The sequence below is a fragment of the Streptomyces sp. AM6-12 genome (assembly GCF_044327085.1).
Classification (GTDB): domain Bacteria; phylum Actinomycetota; class Actinomycetes; order Streptomycetales; family Streptomycetaceae; genus Streptomyces.
In genome coordinates this window covers 2,421,488-2,437,376 of sequence record NZ_JBIQWN010000001.1, presented here as the reverse complement: position 1 = coordinate 2,437,376, position 15,889 = coordinate 2,421,488, and the positions used below count along the sequence as shown (strand labels likewise).

At 71.4% G+C, this 15,889-nt stretch carries 12 protein-coding genes, 1 tRNA gene and 1 pseudogene; 12 read left to right on the top strand and 2 right to left on the bottom strand.

The window, feature by feature from the left end:
* Nucleotides 1-9: 9 nt before the first annotated feature.
* A complete protein-coding gene (locus ACE4Q9_RS10795) occupies nucleotides 10-615 on the bottom strand; it encodes a hypothetical protein (RefSeq protein ID WP_397984023.1) in 606 nt (201 codons plus the stop codon).
* A 321-nt stretch (nucleotides 616-936) separates the two neighbouring features.
* Nucleotides 937-1,008 (bottom strand) — tRNA-Arg (locus tag ACE4Q9_RS10790).
* A 108-nt stretch (nucleotides 1,009-1,116) separates the two neighbouring features.
* On the opposite strand from ACE4Q9_RS10790, the gene ACE4Q9_RS10785 reads away from it, so the two are divergent.
* The 12 genes and pseudogenes from ACE4Q9_RS10785 (at nucleotide 1,117) to prmC (ending at nucleotide 15,866) form a co-directional block, all read left to right on the top strand.
* Nucleotides 1,117-1,638, top strand: a complete 522-nt coding sequence (locus tag ACE4Q9_RS10785) for a response regulator (RefSeq protein WP_397987173.1) — start codon at nucleotides 1,117-1,119, stop codon at nucleotides 1,636-1,638.
* A 3-nt stretch (nucleotides 1,639-1,641) separates the two neighbouring features.
* A pseudogene (locus ACE4Q9_RS10780) lies at nucleotides 1,642-1,794 on the top strand (IS5/IS1182 family transposase); the annotation flags it as partial.
* Between the two features lie 95 nt (nucleotides 1,795-1,889).
* Complete coding sequence (gene nrtL / locus ACE4Q9_RS10775) at nucleotides 1,890-3,140, top strand: ArgS-related anticodon-binding protein NrtL (protein ID WP_397984022.1); 1,251 nt, start codon at nucleotides 1,890-1,892, stop codon at nucleotides 3,138-3,140.
* Nucleotides 3,141-3,197: 57 nt separating this feature from the next.
* The gene (lysA, locus tag ACE4Q9_RS10770) at nucleotides 3,198-4,589 is read left to right on the top strand and encodes a diaminopimelate decarboxylase (RefSeq protein WP_397984021.1); all 1,392 of its coding nucleotides are present in this window, start codon (nucleotides 3,198-3,200) and stop codon (nucleotides 4,587-4,589) included.
* Nucleotides 4,590-4,735: 146 nt separating this feature from the next.
* A complete protein-coding gene (locus tag ACE4Q9_RS10765) occupies nucleotides 4,736-6,085 on the top strand; it encodes a homoserine dehydrogenase (protein WP_397984020.1) in 1,350 nt (449 codons plus the stop codon).
* Nucleotides 6,086-6,091: 6 nt separating this feature from the next.
* Nucleotides 6,092-7,150, top strand: coding sequence for a threonine synthase (gene thrC, locus ACE4Q9_RS10760; protein WP_397984019.1), 1,059 nt, complete (start codon nucleotides 6,092-6,094; stop codon nucleotides 7,148-7,150).
* Nucleotides 7,151-7,367: 217 nt separating this feature from the next.
* Nucleotides 7,368-8,285, top strand: a complete 918-nt coding sequence (thrB, locus tag ACE4Q9_RS10755) for a homoserine kinase (RefSeq protein WP_397984018.1) — start codon at nucleotides 7,368-7,370, stop codon at nucleotides 8,283-8,285.
* Nucleotides 8,286-8,693: 408 nt separating this feature from the next.
* Nucleotides 8,694-10,712 (top strand): transcription termination factor Rho, encoded by a 2,019-nt coding sequence (gene rho, locus ACE4Q9_RS10750; protein ID WP_397984017.1) that lies wholly within the window; start codon nucleotides 8,694-8,696, stop codon nucleotides 10,710-10,712.
* 338 nt (nucleotides 10,713-11,050) lie between these two features.
* A complete protein-coding gene (locus tag ACE4Q9_RS10745; RefSeq protein ID WP_397984016.1) occupies nucleotides 11,051-12,181 on the top strand; it encodes an LCP family protein in 1,131 nt (376 codons plus the stop codon).
* 1,400 nt (nucleotides 12,182-13,581) lie between these two features.
* Nucleotides 13,582-13,806 (top strand): 50S ribosomal protein L31, encoded by a 225-nt coding sequence (rpmE, locus tag ACE4Q9_RS10740; RefSeq protein ID WP_019326867.1) that lies wholly within the window; start codon nucleotides 13,582-13,584, stop codon nucleotides 13,804-13,806.
* A gap of 109 nt (nucleotides 13,807-13,915) precedes the next feature.
* Entirely contained in the window at nucleotides 13,916-14,983 is a 1,068-nt protein-coding gene (gene prfA / locus ACE4Q9_RS10735) for a peptide chain release factor 1 (RefSeq protein WP_397984015.1), read from the top strand.
* Nucleotides 14,984-15,020: 37 nt separating this feature from the next.
* Nucleotides 15,021-15,866, top strand: coding sequence for a peptide chain release factor N(5)-glutamine methyltransferase (gene prmC / locus ACE4Q9_RS10730; protein ID WP_397984014.1), 846 nt, complete (start codon nucleotides 15,021-15,023; stop codon nucleotides 15,864-15,866).
* Nucleotides 15,867-15,889 lie beyond the last annotated feature (23 nt).

Sequence of the window (15,889 nt, the reverse complement as noted above, 5' to 3'; positions counted from 1 at the left end):
CATTGTGCGTTATGCGGACCGGCTGGTCTGGGTCTGCTCTGAATCGAGTTGGCCCTCAAGGGTTCTTCGTCCACTGTCGAGGGCAGCGAGAGCTCGCATGCGAGAGCGTTCGAAGTCAGGCTGCACCTCGACGCCGAGGTCATGTCGCAAAGTGACCCGCAGTAGGTACACCCCGTCGGACAGTGGACCGCTGAACCAAGCATTCGCCCGGCTGTAAGCGGCATCTGGGCTGAGACTGCCCGGCAACTGCTTTACAACGGCGTATCCGACACCGAGAGCCCTGTTCAGGGCCGAAGTCACTTCCAGAACGTCCTTCGACAGTGCCATCTGCGCCTGAGAATATTCCTCCGCCCAAGCCTCTTTGGCAGCATCGAGTACCGCTGACTCGACCTCTTCACCCCGCTCGGTTGCTCGGACTGCATCTCGGGCAGCGACCCGATATGCGCGAGCGGTGGCGTTCAGACGGGCATAGAGGTCACGTCTTGCTTGCTGTGCTCTGTCGTCGCGTTCCTGCATGCGTTGTTGATCAGCACGCTTTTCGCGCTTCTGGCTGGCGAACTCGTTGAACGTCGCCCCGCCCAGAGTTCCTCCAGCGGTGATCAGCCCAACGGCCACAGCGGATAGATCCATGAGTCCCCCCAACTCGTCTGTTCGTCTGTCTGGAGCCGGCGACTGAGGGCACCTGCGACAGCTCGCGACGGCCGGCTTGATGTCTCGCCACGGTGGACCTCAGGGCCAGAACGACGATAGCGAGGAGCAGGCCTGCTCGACTCGGAACAGGGTCATTACCTGCGACGATGCTCCAAGATCCCGTCCACGCCTCGTCCACAGACGCCGGCATACGGCCGCTCCGGGCGGTGTACGGCTGCATAAAAGCAAAGACCCCGCACCCAACGTTTTCGCTGGTGGCGGGGTCTTTCGGCACCTTCTTCGAGGTGCCCCCGGCAGGATTCGAACCTGCGCACACGGCTCCGGAGGCCGTTGCTCTATCCCCTGAGCTACGGGGGCGTGTCGGTTGCGGAGCGTTGTGCTCGCGGCGACGGGTAGAACACTAGCAGGTCCGGTGGGGTGATCAGGAACCCGTTTGCGGGGAGCGGTCCCCTGTAGGGGGTGGAAGTGGGGAAAACCCGGACGCGGTGGCCCGGGCGGTCCTACTCTCGAGTTGTGCCGGGCGCGTCGGGCCGGGTGCTTGTTGTCGACGACAACAAGGTCATCCGGCAGCTGATCAGGGTCAATCTCGAGCTGGAAGGGCTTGAGGTCGTGACCGCGGCCGATGGTGCCGAGTGTCTGGACGTGGTGCACCACGTGCGGCCCGATCTCGTGACGCTCGACGTCGTCATGCCGCGGCTGGACGGGCTGCGCACCGCCGCCCGGCTCCGTGCCGATCCCCGTACGAACCATTTGCCCCTCGCCATCATCAGCGCGTGCACCCAGTACGAGGTCGAGACCGGCCTCGACGTCGGGGTTGACGCCTTCCTCTCCAAGCCCTTCGAACCCGCCGAACTCGTGCGCCTCGTCAAGCAGCTGATCCAGGGCCGCGCCGGGCGTGGGGGAGGGGGCGGTGGTGGAGACGGGGATGAGGACGATGACGATGACGGGCTCGCGGATGGGGTGGCCGGCGGGGTTTCCATCGGGTGATGCGGGCGGATCCGGCGGGGTGAGGGCCGCTGCCTGCCGGACCGGGTGGCCTGCCGACGCCGCAACGTGATCGAGCGCTGCTTCAACCGGCTCAAGCACGACAAGGCCTCGGCCACCTGCCACGACAAACGCGCGCGCCACTACCAAGCCCTCGTCAAGCCCTCGCCACCATCGCCTGCCTACGACCCCTCCCCGTCTCACCAGGGAAACCGGCTCGCCCTCCCACCCCCCTCCTCCCCTACCCTTGTCCCGTGACCCCCGTCGAGCTCTCCCGCACCGTCCTGCACGCGGTGCGTCGTGCCGTGGACGAGGGGGAGCTGAGCGGCACCGTTCCCGAGCGGGTGGTCGTGACCGAGCCGGGGGCCGGCGGATGCGGCCAGTACGCGACCAACGTCGCGCTCCAGCTCGCGCGCGCGGCGGGGAAGCCGCCGCTCAAGGTCGCCGAGATCCTGCGGCCCCGGCTCCTCGCGGCAGAGGGCATCGAGGACGTCGTCGTCACAGGGCCCGGTTTCCTCAACTTCCGGCTCGACCGGCGGGTCGATCCGCTCCAGGCGCTGGTGCGCGAGATCCGCGCGCGGGGGGAACGGTACGGGCATGGGGATGCCCTCGCCGGGCAGGTCCTCGCGTTGCGGGTGCCGTACGAGGTGCGGGCCGAGGTCGTCGCCGACGCCGTCGTACGGATCGTCGCCACGCAGGGCGGGCGGGCCACCGCGGCGCATGGTGAGCCCGTCAATCTGCGGCCCGTGCCCGCGCCCGAGGACCCCGCGCCGCTCGGGCCCGACGCCGCCCGCTGGGCACTGCTCCACCCCGCGCCGCACGACCGGCCCCGCATCACCGCCGACCATCTCGTCCAGCGCGAGGGCAATCCGCTGTTCCGGGTGCGCTACGCCCACGCCCGCATCCGGGCCCTCGGCCGGAACGCCGCCGACCTGGGCTTCGCCGCCGAGCCCGGCCCCCTGACCGGGCCGACTGCGCAGACCGAGCGCGGCTCACTGACCGGGCCGGCTCCGCAGACCGAGCCGAGCCTCCTGACCGAGCCGGCACCGCAGCCCAAGCAGGGCTCCCCGGCCGAGCCGCGCCCCCTACCCGAGCCGACCCCCCCGGCAACCCAGCACCCCCTCACCACCCCCCACGCCGGCACCCCCCACACCTCGGCAGCCCCTACCCCCCGGCCCGCCCCCGGTCACCCCCCGTCCCCCGTCACTCCCGGTGCGGATGTCCACGTCGGCGCCCCGGCCCTCGCCGCCCCCCTCCACGCCCCCCTGTCCGACTACCCCCGCATCCTCACCGCAGCCGCCACCCACCGCGCCCCGGACCGGTTGGCCCGGCATCTCGTCACCGTCGCGGATGCCGTGCTGCCCTTTCTGAGCTGTGTGCTGCCGATCGGCGAGGAGAAACCCTCGGCCGCCCACCGGGCCCGGCTCGCGCTTGCCGAAGCGGCCGGGACGGTGCTGGCCGGCGGCCTGTCCCTGCTCGGCATCGACGCACCCGAACATCTCTGAGGGGACCGAGGCACAGATGTCCCCCGGAGAGAGACAGAGAGTCTGAGAGCCACCGTCATGAGCCGTTCCGCCCATCCCGCCGGGCCCCGTCACGCCGATGTCCTGCCCGAGGGGCACTACTCCGCGCCGCCCACCGACCTCAACCTGCTCGACCACAAGGTCTGGGCGCAGACCGTCGGCCGCGGTGAGGACGGGGTCGTCACCGTCGGCGGGGTCCCCGTGACCCGACTCGCCGAGGAGTTCGGCACGCCCGCCTACGTCATGGACGAGGCCGACTTCCGGGCGCGGGCGCGCGCCTGGCGCACCGCCTTCGGGGCCGACGCCGACGTGTTCTACGCCGGGAAGGCGTTCCTCTCGCGGGCCGTCGTGCGCTGGCTTGCGGAAGAAGGGCTGAATCTCGACGTCTGCTCCGGCGGCGAGCTGGCCACGGCGCTGTCCGCGGGGATGGACCCCGCGCGCATCGCCTTCCACGGGAACAACAAGTCCGTCGGGGAGATCACCCGCGCCGTGGAGGCCGGTGTCGGGCGGATCGTGCTCGACTCCTTCCAGGAGATCGTGCGGGTCGCCCACATCGCCCAGTCCCTGGGCAAGCGGCAGAAGGCGCAGATCCGGATCACCGTCGGCGTCGAGGCCCACACCCACGAGTTCATCGCCACCGCCCACGAGGACCAGAAGTTCGGCATCCCGCTCGCCGGTGGGCAGGCCGCCGAGGCGGTGCGGCGGGCGCTGCACCTGGACGGGCTCGAACTGATCGGCATCCACTCCCACATCGGCTCGCAGATCTTCGACATGTCCGGGTTCGAGGTCGCCGCCCACCGCGTCGTCGGACTGCTCAAGGACATCCGCGACGAGCACGGCGTCGAGCTGCCCGAGATCGACCTCGGCGGCGGCCTCGGCATCGCCTACACCAGCGACGACGACCCGCGCGAGCCGCACGAGATCGCCAAGGCGCTCGGCGAGATCGTCAGCCGCGAGTGCGAGGCGGCGCGGCTGCGCACCCCCCGCATCTCGGTCGAGCCGGGGCGCGCCATCGTCGGCCCGACCGCGTTCACTCTCTACGAGGTCGGCACCGTGAAGCCGCTGGAGGCGCTGCGCACCTACGTCTCCGTCGACGGCGGCATGTCCGACAACATCCGGACCGCGCTGTACGACGCCGCGTACAGCGTCGCCCTCGTCTCGCGGGCCAGCGATGCCGAACCGATGCTCGTCCGGGTCGTCGGCAAGCACTGCGAGAGCGGGGACATCGTGGTCAAGGACGCGTTCCTGCCCGCCGATCTGGCGCCGGGCGACCTCATCGCCGTACCGGCCACGGGGGCGTACTGCCGGTCGATGGCCAGCAACTACAACCATGTGCCGAGGCCGCCCGTCGTCGCGGTGAAGGACGGCGAGGCCCGGCTGATCGTCCGGCGGGAGACGGAGGAGGATCTCCTGCGTCTCGACGTCGGGTGAATCCCCTCCGCGGGGGGTGGAAGATCTGCGGTCTGCCGGCCCCGCGAAAATGAAATAAACGTCTCAGGATCCGGACGAAGGGTAGAAACTCCCGTCCGGTGAGTGAGACTGGTCCAACCGTAGACGGTAAGAGGAAACGAGGTCGGATGATGCGTACGCGTCCGCTGAAGGTGGCGCTGCTGGGCTGTGGGGTTGTCGGCTCAGAGGTGGCGCGCATCATGACGACGCACGCCGACGACCTCGCCCAGAGGATCGGCGCCCCGGTGGAGCTCGCCGGGGTCGCCGTACGCCGTCCGGCCAAGGTGCGCGAGGGCATCGACCCGGCCCTGGTCACCACGGACGCCACCGCGCTCGTCAAACGCGGTGACATCGACGTCGTGGTCGAGGTGATCGGCGGGATCGAGCCCGCCCGGTCGCTCATCACCACCGCCTTCGAGCACGGCGCGTCCGTCGTCTCGGCCAACAAGGCGCTGCTCGCCCAGGACGGCGCCGCCCTGCACGCCGCCGCCGGGGAGCACGGCCGGGACCTCTACTACGAGGCCGCCGTCGCCGGCGCCATCCCGCTGATCCGCCCGCTGCGCGAGTCCCTGGCCGGCGACAAGGTCAACCGGGTGCTCGGCATCGTCAACGGCACCACCAACTTCATCCTCGACAAGATGGACACCACCGGCGCCGGCTACCAGGAGGCCCTGGACGAGGCCACCGCGCTCGGGTACGCCGAGGCCGACCCGACCGCCGACGTCGAGGGCTTCGACGCCGCCGCCAAGGCCGCCATCCTCGCCGGCATCGCCTTCCACACGCGGGTGCGCCTGGACGACGTCCACCGCGAGGGGATGACCGAGGTCACCGCCGCCGACTTCCGCTCGGCCAAGGAGATGGGCTGCACCATCAAGCTGCTCGCCATCTGCGAGCGGGCGGCGGACGGGGCGTCTGTCACGGCGCGTGTGCACCCCGCCATGATCCCGCTGAGCCACCCCCTCGCCTCCGTGCGCGGCGCGTACAACGCCGTCTTCGTGGAGAGCGAGGCGGCCGGCCGGCTGATGTTCTACGGCCCCGGCGCCGGCGGGTCCCCGACCGCTTCCGCCGTGCTCGGCGACCTCGTCGCCGTCTGCCGCAACAAGCTCAACGGCACCACGGGGCCCGGCGAGTCGGCGTACGCCGCGCTGCCGGTCTCCCCGATGGGCGATGTCGTCACGCGGTATCACATCAGCCTGGACGTGGCCGACAAACCGGGCGTCCTCGCCCAGGTCGCCACGGTCTTCGCCGAGCACGGGGTGTCCATCGACACCGTTCGGCAGTCGGGCAGAAATGTAAGCAGCGGCGGCGAAGCCGCCATCGAACAGGGTGGTGGCGGGCGACGGGAGGGCGGCGAGGCGTCCCTCGTCGTCGTCACCCACCGGGCCCTCGACGCCGCCCTCACCGGTACCGTCGAGGCGCTGCGCAAGCTCGACACCGTGCGGGGTGTCGCCAGCATCATGCGGGTTGAAGGAGAGTAACCAGCAATGACCCACCAGTGGCGCGGAATCATCGAGGAGTACCGGGACCGGCTGCCGGTTTCCGACACCACGCCGGTCGTGACGCTCCGTGAGGGCGGCACGCCCCTCGTGCCCGCGCAGGTGCTCTCCGAGCGCACCGGCTGCGAGGTCCACCTCAAGGTGGAGGGTGCGAACCCGACCGGGTCCTTCAAGGACCGCGGCATGACGATGGCCATCTCCAAGGCGAAGGAGGAGGGGGCCAAGGCCGTCATCTGCGCGTCCACCGGCAACACCTCCGCCTCCGCCGCGGCGTACGCCGTACGCGCCGGCATGGTCTCGGCCGTGCTGGTGCCGCAGGGCAAGATCGCGCTCGGCAAGATGGGCCAGGCCCTGGTGCACGGCGCGAAGATCCTCCAGGTCGACGGCAACTTCGACGACTGCCTCACCCTCGCCCGCGCGCTGAGCGAGAACTACCCGGTGGCGCTGGTCAATTCGGTCAACCCGGTGCGGATCGAGGGCCAGAAGACGGCCGCCTTCGAGATCGTGGACATGCTCGGCGACGCGCCCGACATCCACGTCCTGCCGGTCGGCAACGCGGGCAACATCACCGCGTACTGGAAGGGCTACCGCGAGTACGCCGCCGACAAGGCCGCCACCCGTACGCCCCGCATGTGGGGGTTCCAGGCCGCCGGCAGCGCGCCCATCGTGCGCGGCGAGGTGGTCAAGGACCCGTCGACCATCGCCACCGCCATCCGGATCGGCAACCCGGCCTCCTGGCAGTACGCGCTCGCGGCACGGGACGAATCCGGCGGCGCCATCGACGAGGTGACGGACCGTGAAATCCTGCGCGCCTACCGGCTGTTGGCCGCACAGGAGGGCGTCTTCGTGGAGCCCGCCTCCGCCGCCTCGGTCGCCGGTCTGCTGAAGGCCGCCGAGCAGGGCAAGGTCGATCCGGGCCAGCGCATCGTCTGCACCGTCACCGGCAACGGTCTGAAGGACCCCGACTGGGCCGTCGCCGGCGCGCCGCAGCCGGTCACCGTCCCGGTCGACGCCGCCACCGCGGCCGAGCGCCTCGGCCTCGCCTGAGTCTTCCCCGACAGGGGCACAGGGGGCCCACGACACGCATCGTGCGCCTCCTGTGCGCCCTATGTCGCTACTGAACCTTCCTTCGATAGGCTGTACCGAACCCGCTCGTTGCATATGCACTGCGCATAGGGGCAACGCCGCGCCGACTGCGCGAGGGTCTCCACGTACGTATCGAATGTCTCAGACAGTCACGCAGCTCAAGGAGAGTCTTCGAGCGATGGCCGGTCCAGCCTTCCGTGCCGCCGCCGTCCGGGTGCGCACCCCCGCCACCAGCGCCAATCTCGGTCCGGGCTTCGACGCCCTGGGCCTCGCGCTGGGGCTCTACGACGACGTCGTCGTCCGGGTGGCCGACTCCGGGCTGCACATCGACATCGCGGGCGAGGGCAGCGAGACCCTGCCGCGCGACGAGCGCCACCTCCTCGTCCGCTCCCTGCGCACCGCCTTCGACCTGCTGGGCGGCCAGCCCCGCGGCCTGGAGATCGTCTGCGCCAACCGCATCCCGCACGGCCGGGGGCTCGGCTCCTCCTCCGCCGCCATCTGCGCAGGCATCGTGGCCGCCCGCGCCGTGACCATAGGCGGCGAGGCCCGGCTGGACGACGCGGCCCTGCTGGCGCTGGCCACCGAGATCGAGGGCCATCCCGACAATGTGGCCGCCTGTCTGCTCGGCGGATTCACCCTGTCCTGGATGGAGACCGGCGTGGCCCGCGCGATCAGGATGGACCCCGACGATTCCATCGTTCCGGTGGTTTTCGTGCCCGGAAAGCCGGTCCTGACCGAGACCGCCCGCGGACTGCTGCCGCGCACCGTGCCGCATGTCGACGCCGCCGCCAACGCGGGCCGTGCCGCCCTGCTGGTGGAGGCACTCACCCGGCGCCCCGAACTGCTGCTGCCCGCCACCGAGGACCGCCTCCACCAGGAGTACCGCACCCCGGCCATGCCGGAGAGCGCCGCGCTGGTGGAGCGGCTGCGGGCGGACGGCATCCCGGCGGTCATCTCCGGCGCCGGACCCACCGTCATGGCCCTGACCGACGCCGGCACCGCCGACAAGGTCTCCCACCTCGCGGGTGAGGGCTGGGCCGCCAACCGGCTGGACCTCGACACCCGGGGAGCGAGCGTGCTGCCGCTTGCGCCCTGACACACGGTTGCCGGATTTGGAGAGGGGGAATGTTTGTTGGATCCGGTAGTGTTAATCTCAAGTCTGCACCCGACCTCACCATGGCGAGGTGCCACGTGTCCCCGTCCGGGACAGACATTCTTCCGGGAGCCCCCCACGCCACTCCGTGTTCCGTGCGCCGTACCTGGGCAGTACGACGGACGCGAGCACTGAGCCGGTCGCAGGGCATGCTCCGGAACAGGTGCGACCACGCCACGTGACACTGGGTGCCACGGCTCGCGGAAGCGCCATCACCGCACATTTCTCTTCCGCCGCGTTCGTTGGCGGACCACCGCCCCGGCACGGTTCACCGAAGACAGGACCGTAGCCGGACAGCACAACCGGTCGCCGAGCCAGAAGGCCGACGTCCGCTCCAGGGAAGGACCCTTCGTGAGCGACACCACCGATCTGATGGGCGCACGTGTCGAGGAGACCGCTGCCGCGCCCGCCACGGACGCCTCCGCGCCTGCCACCGGTGCCGGCTCCCGGCGGCGCCGGGGTACCGGCCTTGAGGGCATGGTGCTGGCCGAGTTGCAGCAGGTCGCCTCGGGCCTCGGGATCAGGGGCACCGCGCGGATGCGCAAGAGCCAGCTGATCGAGGTCATCAAGGAGGCGCAGGCCCAGGGCGGCGCCCCCAAGGCCGAGGCCGCCGCCGAGACCAAGCCGAAGCGCCGGGCCACCTCCAAGGCCCGCACCGGCGAGAGCGCGGACGGCGCGCAGAAGGCCGCCAAGTCCGAGGCGTCCGCCGAGAAGGCGCAGCAGCAGATCGAGATTCCGGGGCAGCCCGTCGCCGGGGGCACCGCCCGCGCCAGCGAGGCCGAGCGGGCGGACGAGGCACCGGCCGAGCGCCGTCGCCGTCGCGCCACCGCCGAGGCCGGCAGCCCTGCCGCGGGCGCCGAGACGGCCGCCGCCGAGGCGAAGGGCGAGGCCAAGACCGACGGCCAGCAGCCGCAGCAGCAGGGCGAGTCCGCGAAGAACGACGCCGGTGACGGCGAGGGCCGTGGCCGCCGCGACCGCCGTGAGCGCGGCCGTGACCGCGACCGCGGTGAGCGTGGTGACCGTGGTGAGCGCGGTGACCGCCGCAACAAGGGCGACGACCAGCAGGGCGGCCAGCGTCAGCAGCAGGGCCAGCAGGGCGGTCGCCAGGACCGGCAGCAGCAGGACGACGACGACTTCGACGGCGGTCGGCGCGGCCGGCGCGGCCGTTACCGGGACCGCCGGGGCCGTCGTGGCCGCGACGAGATCGCCGAGCCGCAGGTCGCCGAGGACGACGTCCTGATCCCCGTCGCGGGCATCCTGGACATCCTCGACAACTACGCCTTCATCCGGACCTCCGGCTACCTGCCGGGCCCGAACGACGTGTACGTCTCCCTCGCCCAGGTCCGCAAGAACGGCCTGCGCAAGGGCGACCACCTCACCGGTGCGGTCCGCCAGCCGAAGGAGGGCGAGCGCCGCGAGAAGTTCAACGCGCTGGTCCGCCTCGACTCCGTCAACGGCATGGCGCCCGAACACGGCCGCGGCCGCCCGGAGTTCAACAAGCTGACGCCGCTGTACCCGCAGGACCGCCTCCGCCTGGAGACGGACCCCGGTGTGCTGACGACCCGGATCATCGACCTCGTGTCGCCGATCGGCAAGGGCCAGCGCGGTCTGATCGTGGCCCCGCCGAAGACCGGCAAGACCATGATCATGCAGGCGATCGCCAACGCGATCACGCACAACAACCCCGAGTGCCACCTGATGGTCGTCCTGGTCGACGAGCGTCCGGAAGAGGTCACCGACATGCAGCGGTCGGTCAAGGGCGAGGTCATCTCCTCGACCTTCGACCGCCCGGCCGAGGACCACACCACGGTCGCGGAGCTGGCCATCGAACGCGCCAAGCGCCTCGTGGAGCTGGGTCACGACGTGGTCGTGCTGCTGGACTCCATCACGCGCCTGGGCCGCGCCTACAACCTGGCGGCGCCTGCCTCCGGCCGCATCCTGTCCGGTGGTGTCGACTCGACCGCGCTGTACCCGCCGAAGCGCTTCTTCGGTGCCGCGCGCAACATCGAGGACGGCGGCTCGCTCACCATCCTGGCGACGGCCCTCGTGGACACCGGCTCCCGCATGGACGAGGTGATCTTCGAGGAGTTCAAGGGCACCGGCAACATGGAGCTCAAGCTCGACCGGAAGCTCGCCGACAAGCGCATCTTCCCGGCGGTGGACGTGGACGCGTCCGGCACCCGCAAGGAGGAGATCCTGCTGGGCGCCGAGGAGCTGGGCATCGTCTGGAAGCTGCGCCGGGTGCTGCACGCCCTGGACCAGCAGCAGGCGATCGAGCTGCTGCTGGACAAGATGAAGCAGACCAAGTCGAACGTCGAGTTCCTGATGCAGATCCAGAAGACGACGCCGACCCCCGGCAACGGCGACTGACGTCCCCGGCGCCGAACAAGAGGCCGTCCCCTTCCAGGGGGCGGCCTCTTCGCCGTATGGATGCCGGAGGGCGTCGGCGCGAGACCTTTGCCACAAGGGTTACGATCCGTACCCGGCCGGAAACATACGACAACCGGTGCCAAAACCCCAGGTGAGCGCCGTACCCCGGACCCTGGCGACTACACACAGTGCCCATCGCCGCACGCGGTGGGCACTCTGCGTTGTGCAACGCTGTCCCGAGTTTCTCCGTCCTCCCGTACGGAGGGACGATGGAGCGGTGATGACCGCGCCTGACCCTGACCGCAGGGGGTAACCGATCGACGAGACCTAGGAGTGCCGTGTCCGCCGAGAGCATGCCGGAACCGATACCCCAGCCCGGCGCCCAGGAGCCCGGCCGAAGCGGCCGGGGACGGCGCCGCAAGCCCCGCAGCACCGGCCGCAAGGCCCTGCTCGCGACGGCCTGGACGGCTGCGGGCGTGCTGGTGCTCGGCGGCGCCGGGGCCGGTTACCTGTACTTCAAGCTCAACGGCAACCTGCACAGCGTCGACATCAACCAGGTCCTCGGCAAGGACCGGCCCACGAAGATCGACAACGGCTCCGAGAACATCCTGGTCCTCGGCTCGGACACCCGCTCCGGCTCCAACAAGAAGCTCGGCGGCGGCACGGACGACGGCAGCGCCCGCTCCGACACCGCGATGATCGTGCACGTCTACGAGGGCCACAAGAAGGCCAGCGTGGTCTCCATCCCCCGCGACACTCTGGTGGACCGCCCCGCGTGCACCGACACCAAGGGCGCCACGCACCCGGCGGCGAGCGCCGTGATGTTCAACGAGGCGTACTCCACCGGCGGTGCCGCCTGCGCCGTGAAGACCGTGGAATCCCTCACCGGCATCCGCATGGACCACTACCTGGAGGTCGACTTCGCGGGCTTCCAGAAGCTCATCGACGACCTCGGCGGCGTCCCGGTCACCACCACCAAGGCCATCGCCGACCCGCAGAGCCACCTCGACCTGAAGGCCGGCACGCACACCCTCGACGGACAGCAGGCCCTCGGCCTGGTCCGCACCCGGCACGGCGTCGGTGACGGCTCCGACCTCGGCCGCATCCAGCTCCAGCAGGCCTTCGTCAAGGCGCTGCTCGGCCAGGTCAAGAGCGTCGGCGTGTTCAGCGACCCGAAGAAGCTGTACGACCTCGCCGACACCGCCACCAAGGCCGTCACCACCGACTCCGACCTCGGCTCGGTCAACTCCCTCATCGACTTCGCCGACGGCCTCAAGGGCATCGACTCCCGGCACATGACGATGGTCACCATGCCCGTCGAGTACGACCCGGCGAACCCCAACCGGGTGCTGCTGGTCAAGTCCAAGGCCCAGCTGGTGTGGGACGCGCTGAAGAACGACCGCCCGATCCCGAAGCCGGCCACGCAGGGCACGGCCACGGGCGAGGCCGGCGGCGTGATCAGCGGCTGACGGCCGGCCGGGGTCGCCCACGTGACCTCCCGGACCGCCCGCGGTGTCTCCCAGACCCGCTGCGGAGCCCCGGCAACCGCCTCCCGGGACCCTCCGCGGAGCCCCCCGCAAGCCTCCCGGGAGCCCCCGCAGCCGTCTTCCGGGACCGGCCTGTGGAGCCCCCGCAGCCGTCTCCCGGAACCGCCCGCGGGGTCTCCCAGAACCGCTGCGGAGCCCCCGCAACCGCCCCCGGAGCCTTCGCAACCGCCTCCCGGGAGTCTCCGCAACCGCCTTCCGGGACCGCCCTGCGGAGCCCGCGCGATCGCCCCCGGTCCCGCCTCCCGGGAGTCCCCGCAACCGCCTTCCTGGACGGCCCGCGGGGTCGCCCAGGACCGCTGCGGAGCCCCCGCAGCCGCCTTCCGGGAGACGACTGCGGAGCCCCCGTAGCCGTCTCTCGGAACCGCCCGCGGGGTCCTCCCAGAACCGCTGCGGAGCCCCCGCAACCGCCCCCGGAGCCTTCGCAACCGCCTCCCGGGAGTCTCCGCAACCGCCTTCCGGGAGACGACTGCGGAGCCCCCGTAGCCGTCTCTCGGAACCGCCCGCGGGGTCCTCCCAGGACCGCTGCGGAGCCCCCGCAACCGCCACCCGGGAGCCCCGGCAACCGCCTCCCGGGACCCTCCGCGGAGCCCCCCCCCGCAAGCCTCCCGGGAGCCCCGCAGCCATCTTCCGGGACCGCCCTGCGGAGCCCGCGCGATCGCCCCCGGTCCCGCCTCCCGGGACTCCCGCAGCCGTCTTCCGGGACCGGCCTTACGGAACCCGCGCGATCGCCCCCGATCCCGCCTGCGGCCCCCGCAGTCGTCTCCCGGAACCGTCCCGCGGAGCCCCCGCGGTCGCTCCCGGTCCGCCCCCGCGATCGCCCCCGGTCCCGCTCGCGGAGCCCCGGAGCCGTCTTCCGGGGCCGTCCCGCGGAGTCCCCGCAGCCGTCTTCCCGGGACCGCCTTGCGATGCCCGCGATCGCCCCCGGTCCCGCCTGCGGACCCCTCGAAACCGCCTCCCGGGAGTCCCCGCAGCCGTCTTCCGGGACCGCCCTGCGGAGCCCGCGTGATCGCCCCCCCCGTCCCGCCTGCGGCCCCCGCAGCCGTCCCCGGAACCGCCCTGCGGAGCCCCCGCAACCGCCTCCCGGGCCCCCGCGGAGCCCCCCCGCGGTCGCCCCCGGTCCCGCCCGCGGAGCCCCTGCGGTCGCCCCCGGTCCCGCCCGCTGAGCCCCGGAGCCGCCCCCGTTTCCGCCCCGGGAATAGAACAGCCGCACCCCCGGTTTTGGGGGATGGCCCCAGTCCTGGCAGACTGGTACGTCGGCCCCGGTTCACGTCCCCGCAGCCCGCGGCGGCGACCCGGAGCCCTCCCGGAACCTAGGAGAAACCTTGAAGCGCGACATCCACCCCGAGTACGTCGAGACGCAGGTCAGCTGCACCTGTGGCGCCTCGTTCACCACCCGGAGCACCATCGAGTCCGGCACCATCCGTGCCGAGGTCTGCTCCGAGTGCCACCCGTTCTACACGGGCAAGCAGAAGATCCTCGACACCGGTGGCCGTGTGGCCCGCTTCGAGGCCCGCTTCGGCAAGGCTGCCGCCGGCTCCAAGAAGTAGCGAGCCCCCATTCGCCGGTCCACGGCCGTACGTCCGCGAGGGCGTGCGTCCGGGACCGGCGTTTTTGGTCGCCCGCCCCTTCCCTTCACCGCAGTACAGGAGCCGAAAGATGTTCGAGGCAGTCGAGGAGCTCGTCGCCGAGCACGCCGACCTCGAGAAGAAGCTCGCCGACCCGTCGGTCCACGCCGACCAGGCGAACGCGCGCAAGCTGAACAAGCGCTATGCCGAGCTGACCCCGATCGTCGGCACGTACCGCTCCTGGAAGCAGGCCGGCGACGACATCGAGACCGCGCGCGAGCTGGCCGCCGACGACCCCGACTTCGCCGCCGAGGTCAAGGAGCTGGAGCAGCAGCGCGAGGAGCTGACCGAGAAGCTGCGCCTCCTGCTGGTCCCGCGCGACCCCAGCGACGACAAGGACGTCATCCTGGAGATCAAGGCGGGCGCGGGCGGCGACGAGTCGGCGCTGTTCGCCGGCGACCTGCTGCGCATGTACCTGCGCTACGCGGAGCGCGTCGGCTGGAAGACCGAGATCATCGACGCCACCGAGTCCGAGCTGGGCGGCTACAAGGACGTCCAGGTCGCGGTGAAGACCCGCGGCCAGGCCGAGCCCGGCCAGGGCGTGTGGGCGCGGCTGAAGTACGAGGGCGGCGTGCACCGCGTGCAGCGCGTGCCGGCCACCGAGTCCCAGGGCCGTATCCACACCTCCGCCGCCGGTGTCCTCGTCACCCCCGAGGCCGAGGAGGTGGACGTGGAGATCAACCCGAACGACCTCCGGATCGACGTCTACCGGTCCTCGGGCCCCGGCGGCCAGTCCGTCAACACCACGGACTCCGCGGTCCGCATCACCCACCTGCCCACCGGTGTGGTCGCCTCCTGCCAGAACGAGAAGAGCCAGCTCCAGAACAAGGAGCAGGCCCTGCGCATCCTGCGCTCCCGGCTGCTCGCCGCGGCCCAGGAGGAGGCCGAGCGGGAGGCTGCGGACGCCCGCCGCAGCCAGGTCCGCACCGTCGACCGCTCCGAGAAGATCCGCACGTACAACTTCCCGGAGAACCGCATCTCCGACCACCGCGTCGGCTTCAAGGCGTACAACCTGGACCAGGTCCTGGACGGCGAACTCGACGCGGTCATCCAGGCCTGCGTCGACGCCGACTCGGCGGCGAAGCTCGCGGCCGCGTAAGGAACCACGAGGACTTGCTGACTTCCGGAGGACTTGCGTGAACCTGCTGCTATCGGAGGTGGCCCAGGCCACCCAGCGGCTGGCCGACGCCGGCGTGCCCTCGCCGCGCACCGACGCGGAGGAGCTCGCCGCGTTCGTGCACGGCGTCAAGCGCGGCGAACTGCACTCCGTGAAGGACGCGGACTTCGACGCCCGGTACTGGGAGGTCATCGCCCGGCGCGAGCAGCGCGAGCCGCTCCAGCACATCACCGGGCGGGCCTACTTCCGCTACCTGGAACTCCAGGTCGGACCGGGCGTGTTCGTGCCCCGGCCGGAGACCGAGTCGGTGGTCGGCTGGGCCATAGACGCGGTGCGCGCCATGGACGTGGTCGAGCCCTGCATCGTCGACCTGTGCACCGGCTCCGGCGCCATCGCGCTGGCCCTCGCCCAGGAGGTGCCGCGCTCGCGGGTGCACGCCGTGGAGCTGTCGGAGGACGCGCTGCGCTGGACCCGCAAGAACGTGGAGGGGTCCAGGGTCGACCTGCGTCAGGGTGACGCCCTGGCCGCGTTCCCGGACCTGGACGGCCAGGTCGACCTGGTCATCTCCAACCCGCCGTACATCCCGCTCACCGAATGGGAGTACGTCGCCCCCGAGGCCCGCGACTACGACCCCGAGCTGGCGTTGTTCTCGGGGGAGGACGGGCTCGACCTGATCCGCGGCATCGAGCGCACCGCGCACCGGCTGCTGCGGCCCGGCGGGGTCGTCGTCATCGAACACGCCGACACCCAGGGCGGACAGGTGCCGTGGATCTTCACCGAGGAGCGGGGCTGGGCCGACGCGGCCGATCACCCCGACCTCAACAACCGGCCGCGGTTCGCCACCGCCCGCAAGGCGCTGCCGTGAGCAGCGAGACGTCAACCCCGCAG